We start from the raw sequence: 11,533 nt of genomic DNA, 5'->3' as shown, positions 1-11,533 counted from the left end.
CTCCGGATGGGGTCTCCCCTGCTCGAACGGAGTTGAGAGCTTGGGATGGGGCCTCCCCTGCTCGAACGGAGTTGAGAGCTTGGGATGGGGTCTCCCCTGCTCGAACGGAGTTGAGAGCTTGGGGAAGGTCATCGCCGCCCCTGGGCGGCGAGTTCCGCGACCGCGTCCGCGACGTGGTCCACTTCCTCTTCGGTGTTGTAGTAGTGCGGCGACAGGCGCAGGCACCAGTCGACGTCCTTGTCCCCGAAGTCGAACTGGGCGAACTCCCGGTAGCTGAGCGCCGAGTTGATGCCGCGGGCGTCCAGGGCCGCCTTGAACGGCTCCGGCTGCCGGCCCGCCACGCCGCAGGTGACGAGCGCGGCGAGACGCGGGCCGCGGTCGAGCACGCGCACCCCCGGGATCGGTGCGAGCCGGTCGCGGAGCCGGGCTGCGAGGGCGGGGGTGCGCCGCTCGATGGCCTCGATGCCGACCTCGCGGGCGTAGCGCGTCGCGGCGGCGCTGCCGAGCACCGTCGCGTACGGGAACTCCCACTCCTCGAAGCGGGCCGCCGTCGCCACGGGCTTGTAGCCGCCCGGTTCGGTCCAGCGTGCCCCGTGCATGTCGATGAACAGCGGTTCGCGGCCCGCGCTCAGGACGCGATCGGATACGTACAGGAATCCGGAACCGCGGGGGCCGCGCAGGAACTTGCGGCAGGTGGCGGTGAGGAAGTCGCAGCCGATCTCCGCCACGTCGATGACGTACTGGCCCACCGACTGGCAGGCGTCGACCAGGTAGAGCAGGTCCAACTCCCGGCAGTGGCGGCCGATTTCGACGATGGGCGAGACGAGGCCCGAGTTGGTGGGGACATGGGTGGCGGACACCAGACGGGGGCGGTAGGTCCGCATCAGCACGGCCATCGCCGCCACGTCGACGCCGCCTTCCGGGGTGTTGGGCGCGTGGACGATGCGTACGCCGAAGCGCTTGCGCAGGGACAGGAAGGCGATCTGGTTGGAGACGAAGTCGTCGCGGGTGGTGAGGATGACGTCGTCGGTCTCGAACGGGATCGAGGACAGGGCGTTGGCGTAGGCGTGGGTGGCGCTGCCCGCGAAGGCGATGTTGTCGGGCGTGGTGTTGATGAGGGCGGCGAGCTCCGTGTAGAACGCGCGGACTTCGGCGGCGCGGGCGGCCGACGCCTCGTAGCCGCCCGTCCGGGCTTCGAGGTGCAGATGGCCGACCATGGCGTCGAGGACCGGGGCCGCGAGGAGCCCACAGCCCGCGTTGTTGAAGTGGATGACGTTGCGGCAGCCGGGGGTGTCGGCCCGCAAAGCGGCGACGTCCAGCGGGAGTTGACCCTGGGGTGCCTTCTGAAGTGCTTCCCGAGCAGGACCAGAAGCGCTACTGTTGTCTCTCATGAATGACAGTAGCACTTCTGTCGAGTTGGCCGACAGGCTCCGTGCGCTGGTCTCCCGGCTCTCGCCCGGCGACCGGCTGCCGAGCAGCCGGGAGCTGACCAAGGAGTACCGGGTCGGCCCGGCGACCGTGGCGCGGGCCATCGCCGCGCTGGCCGCCGAGGGCGTGGTGGTGACCCGTCCGGGCAGCGGGACGTACGCGGCACAGCGCACCCGGCTCCAGGGCGAAGCCACTGCCACCGACACCGACTGGCAGACGGTCGCCCTCACCGACCGTGCCGTCGACACGCATCTGATCGCCGACCCGCTCGGCCCGCCACCGGCCGGGACGATCACGCTGGACGGCGGCTATGTGCACCGCTCGCTGCAGCCGACTCGGGCCCTGAGTGCGGCACTTGCGCGGGCGGCACGCCGTCCGGACGCCTGGGACCGCGCCCCGGCAGGCGGCCTGACGGCGCTGCGCACCGTGTTCGCCCGGATCGTCGGTGGCAGCGTGACGGCGGACGACGTGCTGATCACCGCCGGCGGGCAGAGCGCCCTGTCGATCGCGTTCCGCGCCGTCGCCGGGCCCGGCAGCCCGGTCCTGGTCGAGTCCCCCACCTATCCGCGGGCTCTTGCCGCCGCCCGCGCCGCCGGACTGCGGCCCGTCCCCGTACCGCTCGACGCCGACGGCCTGCGGCCCGACATGCTGGCCGACGCGTTCGCGATGACCGGCGCACGGCTGCTGTACTGCCAGCCGACGTTCCAGAACCCGACCGGCACCGTGCTCACGCCCGAGCGGCGCCGTCAGATCCTCGATGTGGCGCGCGCGTCGGGCGCGTTCGTGCTGGAGGACGACTTCGCGCGGCACCTGGGACATGGCGGCGCGGTGCCGCGACCGCTGGTGGCCGACGACCGTGACGGCACGGTCGTGCACGTCACCTCACTCACCAAGCCCGCCGCACCGAGCCTGCGGATCGGCGCGCTTGTGGCCCGCGGGCCGGTCATGGAGCGGATGCGGGCGGTGCGACTCGTCGACGACTTCTTCGTCACGCGCCCGCTCCAGGAGGCGGCGCTCGAGGTGCTCAGCTCCCCGTCCTGGGACCGGCACGTCCGCTCGCTCGGCACGGCACTGCGGGAGCGCGGCGCCGTACTGGCCGCCGCGCTCACCGAGGAGCTGCCGGGCGCGACCCTGGCCTGTCTGCCAACGGGCGGGCTGCACCTGTGGGTTCGCCTGCCGCCGGGCGTGGACGACACCGTCCTCACCGCCGCCGCCCGGCAGCGCGGCGTCGCCGTGAGCGCCGGCAGCCGCTACTTCGCCGCCGAGCCGCCGTCGGCCCACCTGCGCATCGGGTTCGCCGCGACCGCCGATCACGCCGAGCTGACGGAGGGGGCGCGCCGGCTGGGGGCGGCGCTCGGCGGACTCGCCCCCAAGGCAGGGTGAGGTGGGGCGCCTGCCGGTCAGGCCTTCTTGTGGCCGATGACCAGGTGCTTCTCGGCGCTGCTGCGGCGCACCTCGCAGTCGGTGAAGCCCGCGCGTTCCAGGAGGGCGATGAACTCCGCGGCCGTGCGGTGGCGGCCCGCCATCTCGATGTGCATCACCAGGTTCATCGCGGCGGTGGCCAGCGGGCCGGTGTGGTCGTCGTCGAAGAGGCGGTCCATGATGAGGACCCTGCCCGGTCCGCCCGTCGTGTCGCAGGCGCGGTACGCCTTCTCCAGGAGCCGTACGCAGGTGTCGTCGTCCCAGTCGGAGAGGATGTAGCCGAAGGCGAGGCAGTCGCCCCGCGGGAGTTCGTCGGCGAAGAAGTCGCCCCCGGCGAAGCCGAGCCGGTCGACGACCGGTCGTGCCTCGGCGTCCTCGCCGACCAGGGGTGCGACCGCGGGCATGTCGAAGACCGTGGCGCGCAGGCCCGGTTCGGCGAGCAGCGCCGCCACCGCGAACGGGCCGGTGGCGCCGCCGACGTCCACCAGGTGCGTCGTCCCGGAAAGGCCCGCGAGGGCGGCGAGCTCCTGCGACATGCCGAAGCTGAGATCCCACATCGCGCGCATGAACGCGCGCAGCGATTCGCTGTCGCGGTACACGTCGTCGAACGGCGATGCCTCGCCGCTCTGCTTGCCGTCGGTGAGGTAGGTGTCCAGGCGGGTGAGGCGGCCCTGCGTCTCCACCGTCAGGTGCTCGATGAAACCGCCCAGGTACCGGCTGTTGCGGTGGTCGAGGAACGGCGCGGCCTCGGCGGTCAGGGCGAACTCCCCGTCCTTGGAGCGTTCGACGACACCGAGGGACGTCAGGACCAGGAGCATGCGCTCCAGGGTGTCGGGGTCCGTGGAGAGGCGCTCGGCCAGGCCCGGCACGGTGTCCGGGCCCTGCTCGATGAGGGACGCGAACACACCGTGCTTGAGGGCCGTGTGCAGCACCGGGGTGGAGATGAGTCCGTAGACGGTGTTCTCAAGTGCGCGCGGCATCATCGGGGCTGCTCCTCTGTCGGGGCGGTCGTAGGGGTGGGTGTCGGGGTCGTCGTGGACGGTGCCGCGGCCAGCTCTTCGATCAGGCGGGCCACCTCCGTCGGGTGGGTGACGTGGGAGGCGTGGCCCGCGCCGGCGATCTCGGCGAACCGGCCGTGCGGCAGCAGTTGTGCCAGGCGTCGTGCCACCTCACGGTGGTGCGGCGCGGACCGGGTGCCTGCCGCCACCACGGTGGGCGTCGCGAACGTCAGGGGATCGAAGCGCGGCACGTCGACGGTGGGGTCCGTCATCTCCGAGATCAGGGCCGCACCGTCCGCGGCGAGGTCGGACGGCTGGGTGCGGGCCAGGTGCAACCGGCTTGCGGGGCCCAGGAGTTCGGTGAGCAGCGCGCGGGCCGCCCGCTCAGGACCGCCCTCGGCGGCGGCGCCGCGCACGGTCTCCTCCCAGGGGTCCACGGCCGGCCACCACGGCAGCCAGCGCACCGGCGGTTCCACCGCGACGATGCCCGCGACCAGCGACGGTTCCGCCGCCGCGGCGGCCATCGCCACCAGGGCGCCGTAGCTGTGGCCGAGCACGATGGGCGCGGACAGCTCGGCGAGGATCTCGCGCAGGTCGTCCACGTGCGCCTGGTGGTCGACGCCCGCGCCGCCGAGCGGCCGCGACCGGCCCCAGCCGCGCCGGTCGTATCCGATGACCGTCCGGTCCGGCAGCTCGTCGCTCACCCGGCGGAAGCCGGTGCTGCGGTCCATGGAGCCGTGCACGATCACGACCGGCCGGGCGGTCGTGTCCGTCCCGCCGCGGACCTTGCTGACGGCCGGCCGCGCGCGTTTCGCCGCGGCGGCCTCCTCGGCCTGTCTTCCTGTCGACTTCACTGTGTCTCCCGCTCCTCGCCCAGCAGACGTACCAGACCGGCCAGGGTCGGGTCGTCGAGCAGCCGTTGTACGTCGATCACCACGCCGAAGCAGTCCTCGGCGGCCGCCATGAACTCGGCCATGGCCAGCGAGTCGCCGCCCGCCGAGAAGAAGTCGGTGTCCAGCTTCACCTGGGCCTGCGGAACGCGCAGGCACGACGAGAAGAGCCGGGCGAGTTCCCAAGTGGCGTGCGTCGAATCCCACTTGGGCGGCTGGGGACTCCAACTGCTCGGCTGAGGCGTCGGCTCCGGCTCCGGTTTCCGTTCCGGCCGGGTGTGATCGGGAGCCACTTCGGCCTCCCCCACCTTGCCGTTCGTGGTGAGCGGCAGCCGGTCGAGGACGGTGAACGTAGCCGGGATCATGCCGCCGTGGAGGTGCTCGGCCAGGTAGCCGCGCACCTCCGACTCCCGCCAGGAGCCGGGGCGTTCGGGCACCACGAGGGCGTGCAGCCTGTTGCCGCGTTCGACGGCGTGGCAGGACGCGACGCCGGGTGCCTTCTCCAGGACGCGCTCGACCTCGTCGAGTTCTACGCGCTGTCCGCGGATCTTGACCTGCCGGTCGCGGCGGCCCGCGTACTCCAACGAGCCGTCCTCACGCCAGACGCAGATGTCCCCGGTCCGGTACATCAGCCGGCCCGGCCGGTCCGCGAAGGGGTCGGGCACGAACGACCCCGCCATGAGGTCGGGGCGTCCGAGGTAGCGGCCGATGCCCGTGCCCGCGATGTACAGCTCGCCCGGGCAGCCCGCGGGCAGCAGCCGCCGTTCGTCGTCGAGTACGTACACACGCTTGCCGTGCACCGGCCGGCCGATCGGCGGGTCCTCCTCGCCCGCGACGCACTCGTGCCAGGTGGACCAGACGGCCGCCTCGGCGGGCCCGTAGAGGTTGAGCAGGCGCCGGTCCTTCGCCGTCCAGCGCTTGACGAGCTCGCCGGGCAGCCGCTCGCCCGCGAACGCCGCGATCCGCAGGTCGGGCAGCGGGTCGCGCGGGAGCACCGACCAGACCGATGGCGTCATGATGGCGGCGGTCACCCGCCGTTCGCGCAGCAGCCGAAGCAGCGGCGGTCCCGGTGTCAGGGCGGCGGCGGTGCCCATCACGAGGGTCGCCCCGTTCAGCAGCGCGAGGACGACCTCGGAGACACAGCCGTCGAAGTTCAGCGACAGGAACTGCAGCACCCGGTCCTGCGGCCGCAGCCGGAACACCTTGCGCTGGGCGATGTGCAGATTCGTCAGCGCCTCATGGCTGTTGGCGATCGCCTTCGGCCGTCCGGTGGTGCCGCTGGTGAACACCACGTAGGCGGTGTTCCCCGGCACCACGCCGGTGATCGGCGGGGTGGCGGCACGCTCGCCGGGGTGCAGCCTGACCACGTCGGCCGGCACGCCAAGGGCGTCGAACCGCTCGGCGGTGGCGTCGTCGGCGATGACGAGCCGCGCCGACGTCTGGTCCAGCATGGTCTTCAGGCGCTCGCCGGGGCAGTCGGCGGCGGCCAGCAGGAAGGCGCCGCCCGCCTTGGCCACGGCGAGGACGGCCACGATGAGCCGCACGGAGCGTTCCATGCTGATCGCGACGACCGTCTCGGGCTCCACGCCCAGGTCACGCAGCCGGTGCGCGGCCCCGTTGGCCAGCGCGTCGAGCTCCGCGTACGAATAGGTGACGCCCTCGTCCTCGACCGCCGTGCTGTCCGGCGCGAGGCGGGCCCGGTCCTCGAAGAGCAGCTGCCAGCAGACGTCGGCGGCCCGCTCGTCGGCGCCGGTGTCGTTCCACTCGGTGACGATCTGGTGCCGCTCGAGGTCGCTGACCGGCTTCGCCTCCGGGAGCACGTCGGCGGCCTCGGACCGCGCGGGGCCGACGGCCACCGCACCGTCCCGCGCCGCGCCCTCGGACGCGGAGCCGACGACCACCAGGGCCTGGTGCCGGGAGCGGGTGTTGCAGTGCGGCCCCCACTCCACCGGTTCGGGCTCCACCGGGGAGAGGCCGAACTCCTGGTAGCGCTCGATGAATCCGAGGATCGCCCAGCGCGCCAGGCGTTCGGCGAACGGCGCACCCAGGCAGTAGTGCGGCCCCGAGCCGAACCCGAGGTGGCGGCCCTCGGCGCGCGCGACGTCGAAGGCGGTGGGGTCGGTGAACTTGCGGGGGTCGAGGTTGGCCGCGGCGAGCAGCACGAGGACGCCGTCCCCGGCCTTCAGCCGGGCGCCGCCGATCTCGATGTCGCGTACGGCGTGCCGCCCCACGTACTGGCTCGACCCGTCGATCCGCATCACCTCGGACACGGCGGAGTCGACGAGCGAGGGGTCGGCCCGCAGCCGCTCCAACTGCTCCGGGTGTTCGGCGAGCAGCAGGAGCCCGGTCGAGACGAGGTGGGTCAGGGTCTGGTAGCCGCCGGCGACGAGCACCATCGCGTTGGCGGCGACGAGGTCGAGGAGCTCGGCCGGCGGTTCGCCCGACGGACCGGCGTCGAAGTCGTCGCGCAGTCCGGCCGCCAGCGTGGTGACGAGGTCGTCGCCGGGCTCGGCGAGGCGCTCGGCGGCGAGTCGGCGCAGTCCGGCGAGCGCCTTCTCTAGCAGCGGGATGGTCTCCAGGTCGGCCCGGCTCGGGAAGGTGGAGACGCTGCTGAGCAGGCGCTCGTAGGAGTCGGCCCACTCGGTGAGTTCCGCGCCGCGGCCCGCCATGCCGAGCAGATGGGTCATCAGGTGCTCGGGCAGCCGCTCGGCGAAGTCCCGTACCAGATCGACGGTTCCGGCCCCGGGCAGCGTGTCGAGGACCTCGGCGGCGATCGACCGCAGGGCCGGGTCGTGCCGGCGCATGCTGGCCGGCGAGAACTCGCCGCGCAGGGCGTCCCTGATCCTGGTGTGCGCGGGAGGGTCGTTGAAGAGGAACTGCGCGGACAGCATCTCGGCGGTCGGCACGATGCCGCTCATGCCGCGCTCCGCGAGGTCGTCGGGGGCGTGGTGCCGGGCGGACGAGAACGCCCGGTGCTGAGCGAGGATCTCGACCGACTCGGCGTACCCGGAGCACACCCAGACGCCGCCCACCTCGTCGTAGAAGACGGGCGGGAGCTCGGATATCGCGGCCCAGTAGCGCCGGGGGTCGGCTATGACCTCGGCGCGGCGCAGATTGTGGATGCCGTGCCGCGCACGGTCATAGCCCTTGTCCTTGGGTGTCATTCATCTCCCCTTCCTCGGCGGAAGGTTGGTTCGCAGTGCCGGGGAGTCGTTCGGTGCGGCAGCTCGCGCGAGCGCTCGTGGAAGGGGAGGCGGTCCCCCGTCGTCAGTTGTCTGCCATGCGCTCGGCGAGGCTGCGCGGGCGCATGTCGGTCCAGTTCTCCTCGATGAAGCGCAGGCAGGCCTCGCGGGTGTCGCTCGGGTGCGCGACGGTCCAGCCTGCGGGCACCTCCACGGTGACCGGCCAGAGCGAGTGCTGGTTCTCGTCGTTGACGAGCACCGTGTACGTGCCGTCCGGGTTCTCGAAGGGGTTCGTCATGTTCCTTGCTCCTTGGTTAGGTGGGGCTTGCTTACGGATTCGGGTCCGGGTCCGGGTCCGGGTCCTGGAGGGCGTGGGAGACGATCTTTCCCACCGGCTCCAGGATGTGGGGCATCAGCATGTCGTCGTGGCGGCACGGGACGCGGTGCTCGTCGATCCGCCCGGTGGCGTGCGCCGCCCAGGCGTCACGGCCCCTCGCGGGCGCGGTCTCCGTGCCGTCCCGGCGCAGCCCGGCGGTCAGCACGAGCAGGTCGCCGCGGAACAGACCAGGGGTGAACGCGGCGCCGATGCCCGCGTTGTGGCGCAGTGTGTGCGCGAAGGTCCGCAGGTCGTCCGCGGTCAAGTTGGCCATGACCGCGCCGACTTGGCGGAAGAACTCGCTCAACGCGGCCGGGGTCAGCGGCTCGTCGGGACCGACGGTGGTGATGGCGGCCGGATCGTATCCGGCGTTCGCGGCGATCATCCTGAGCATGCTGTCCTCGTCCGCGGGCACGGCATCGGCGCCGTCGTCCGCCGCGCTCTCCGGGAAGGCGTCCAGAAGGGCGAGCAGCGCGATCTCCTCGCCCTGCTCCTGGAGTTGGGTGGCCATCTCGAAGGCGACGAGGCCGCCGAACGACCACCCGACGAGGTGGTACGGCCCATGCGGCCGCACCGAGCGGATCTGCTCGACGTAGTCCGCCGCCATCGCCGCGAGCGTGGCCGGGGGCTCGGCGTCCTGCAGCAGGGTGCGGGCCTGCAGGCCGTAGAGCGGGTGGCCCGCCGGCAGATGGTCCTTGAGGTGGTAGTAGCCCCAGCTGTGTCCGCCCGCCGGGTGGACGCAGAAGACCGGTGCCCGCTCCCCTTCCAGGTGCAGCGGCAGCAGGACGTCGCCCTGTGCCTTGGCCGCGCCGCGCAGCCGCTCGGCGAGACCGGCCACGGTGGGCGCCTCGAAGAAGTCCATGGGCCGCAGCTGCGCGCCCAGGGCGGCACGGATCCGCCCGATCAGGCGCATGGCGAGCAGCGAGTGCCCGCCGAGCGCGAAGAAGCTCTCGTCGCTGCCGATACGGGCGACGTCCAGGCCGAGTACTTCGGCGAAGAGACCGGCGATGATCCGCTCGTGCGGGGTGCCGGGGGCCCTCGTCGGCCCGGCACCGGCGTAGTCGGGCGCGGGCAGCGCCTTGCGGTCCAGCTTCCCGTTGGGTGTCAGCGGCAGCTCGCCGAGCCCGACGACGGCCGTGGGCACCATGTACTCGGGCAGGCCGCGCCCCAACTGGGCCCGGATGTCCTGCTGGTCGAGGACGGCGCCGTCCTCGACCACCACGTATCCGACCAGGCGGTGATCGCCGGGCCGGTCCTCACGGATGACGGCGGAAGCACTCTTGACACCGGGGCAGGACACCAACGCCGCCTCGATCTCCCCGAGTTCGATACGGAAGCCGCGCAGCTTGACCTGGTCGTCGGCGCGGCCCAGGAAGCGCAAGGTGCCGTCGCCGTTCCAGCACGCGCGGTCACCCGTGCGGTACATGCGCGACCCGGCGGGCCCGTACGGATCGGCGGTGAACCGTTCCGCGGTCAGTCCCGGCCGGTTCAGATAGCCGCGGGCCAGGCCCGCCCCCGCGATGTACAGCTCGCCGGGGACGCCCGGCGCCACCGGACGCAGCCGGTCGTCCAGCACGTACACCCGGGTGTTCGCGACGGGCCGGCCGATCGACGGGGCGGCCCCGTCTGCGGGACGGTCCAGATCGGCGGCCGTCGACCAGATGGTCGTCTCGGTGGGCCCGTACACATTGGTCACGGACCCGGCGTGCCCGCGCAGGGTGTCGGCCAGGGCCGCGGAGACCGCCTCGCCGCCGACCAGGATCCGGCGCAGGCCAAGGCCCTTCGCGTCGCCGGAAGCCGCCGCGAGCTCCCGCCACAGCGAGGGCGTCGCCTGGACGACGGTCACCGAGGCGTCGGCGATCAGCCCGGCCAGGGCGAGCGGCTCGCTCACCACCGAGGCTCCGGGCAGCACGACCGCCGCGCCGCACAGCAGCGGCAGATAGATCTCGAGCCCCGCGATGTCGAACGCGATGGTCGTCACGGACAGGAACCGGTCGCCCTCGCGGACACCGACCCGGCCCTTCATGTCGTCCATGAAGTTCGCGAGCCCTCGGTGCGGGACGGTGACGCCCTTGGGGGTGCCGGTGGAGCCCGAGGTGTAGATGACGTACGCCGGATGCTCGGGGTCGGGCGCGGTGGCCGGGTCGTCGCCGGTCGCATCGAGCCCGGCCAACTCCCTCTGGAGGGACGGCTCGTCGAGGAAGACGACTGGGGTGCCCTCGGCCCAGAGTCCGTCGGTGGCGGTGGTGGTGTAGGTATCGGTGAGGACGAGGGTGGGGCGCGCGTCCTCGACCATGAACCGGATCCGCTCCACCGGATACCCGGTGTCGATCGGCAGATACGCGGCGCCTGCCTTGAGCACCGCGAGAAGCGCGACGACCAGTTCCGGCGAGCGCGGCAGGGCGAGCGCGACGATGTGCTCGGCGCCCACGCCGCGCCCGGTCAGGAACCGGGCCAGGCGGTCGGCGCGGCTGTCGAGTTCTTCGTACGTGATGTGGGTGCCGTCGGCGATCAGAGCGGTGGCCCCCGGGGTGGCGCGGGCCTGAGCCCGGAACAGCTCCGGAACCGTGCCGGACGGGACCGCCGTGGCCGCGTCGTTCCACTCTTCGAGAACCTGGAGCCGCTCACCGTCGGACAGCACATCGACGGACGCGATACGCCGGGCGGGCTCGGCCACGACCGTGCGCAGCACGCGCACCAGTCGTTCGACCAGCGCGGTGGCCGTGCCCGGCTCGAACAGGTCGGTGCGGTAGGTGAGCGAGCCGACGATCCCGTCCGGGGAACCGCCCTCACCCTGCCGCTCGGCCAGGCTCAACGCCAGGTCCGTACGCGCCGCATGGACGGCAGCGGGCTGCACCGTGGCCCGCGCTCCCGCGAACTCCAGTGCCGCACGCGGGGTGTTGTTGAAGGCCAGCATGACCTGGAAGAGGGGGTGGTGGGCGAGGGAGCGTGTGGGGTTGACGGCCTCGACGAGGCTCTCGAAGGGGACGTCCTGGTGGGCGTAGGCGTTGAGGTTCGTCTCGCGTACGCGGTCGAGGAGTTCGGTGAAGGTGGGGTCGTCGGTGAGGTCGGTGCGCAGGACGAGGGTGTTGACGAAGAAGCCGACCAGGTCGTCGAGTTGGTCCTCGCCGCGTCCGGCGACGGGGGTGCCGACGGGGATGTCGGTGCCCGCGCCGAGTCGGTGCAGCAGGACGCCGAGGGCGGCTTGGAGCACCATGAAGACGGTGGTCTGGGTCG

General features: G+C 72.5%; 7 protein-coding genes. 1 reads left to right on the top strand and 6 read right to left on the bottom strand.

Annotated features, from left to right (window positions below; translation table 11 throughout):
- Positions 1-128 precede the first annotated feature (128 nt).
- Entirely contained in the window at positions 129-1,391 is a 1,263-nt protein-coding gene (locus tag ACFWY6_RS38765) for an aminotransferase class V-fold PLP-dependent enzyme (RefSeq protein ID WP_384700647.1), read from the bottom strand.
- Here ACFWY6_RS38765 and ACFWY6_RS38760 point away from each other — a divergent pair.
- A complete protein-coding gene (locus ACFWY6_RS38760) occupies positions 1,390-2,811 on the top strand; it encodes a PLP-dependent aminotransferase family protein (protein ID WP_384700646.1) in 1,422 nt (473 codons plus the stop codon). The genes ACFWY6_RS38765 and ACFWY6_RS38760 overlap by 2 nt on opposite strands.
- Before the next feature lie 17 nt (positions 2,812-2,828).
- Here the strand turns inward: ACFWY6_RS38760 and ACFWY6_RS38755 are convergent, their stop codons facing one another.
- The 5 genes from ACFWY6_RS38755 to ACFWY6_RS38735 all read right to left on the bottom strand — a co-directional run.
- Positions 2,829-3,833, bottom strand: a complete 1,005-nt coding sequence (locus tag ACFWY6_RS38755) for a methyltransferase (RefSeq protein WP_384700644.1) — start codon at positions 3,831-3,833, stop codon at positions 2,829-2,831.
- A complete protein-coding gene (locus ACFWY6_RS38750; RefSeq protein WP_384700642.1) occupies positions 3,830-4,702 on the bottom strand; it encodes an alpha/beta fold hydrolase in 873 nt (290 codons plus the stop codon). The genes ACFWY6_RS38755 and ACFWY6_RS38750 overlap by 4 nt, the downstream gene beginning before the upstream one ends.
- Positions 4,699-7,902 (bottom strand): amino acid adenylation domain-containing protein, encoded by a 3,204-nt coding sequence (locus tag ACFWY6_RS38745; protein WP_384700640.1) that lies wholly within the window; start codon positions 7,900-7,902, stop codon positions 4,699-4,701. The genes ACFWY6_RS38750 and ACFWY6_RS38745 overlap by 4 nt, the downstream gene beginning before the upstream one ends.
- A 103-nt stretch (positions 7,903-8,005) precedes the next feature.
- A complete protein-coding gene (locus ACFWY6_RS38740; RefSeq protein WP_384700638.1) occupies positions 8,006-8,218 on the bottom strand; it encodes an MbtH family protein in 213 nt (70 codons plus the stop codon).
- Positions 8,219-8,249: 31 nt separating this feature from the next.
- Positions 8,250-11,533 (bottom strand): amino acid adenylation domain-containing protein (locus ACFWY6_RS38735; RefSeq protein WP_384700636.1); only part of this gene is annotated, 3,284 nt, incomplete at its 5' end.

The sequence above is a fragment of the Streptomyces sp. NPDC059037 genome, from assembly GCF_042740015.1.
Lineage (GTDB): Bacteria > Actinomycetota > Actinomycetes > Streptomycetales > Streptomycetaceae > Streptomyces.
Note: the sequence above shows the minus strand (reverse complement) of the source record. Positions and strands in the feature narration are given on the sequence as shown.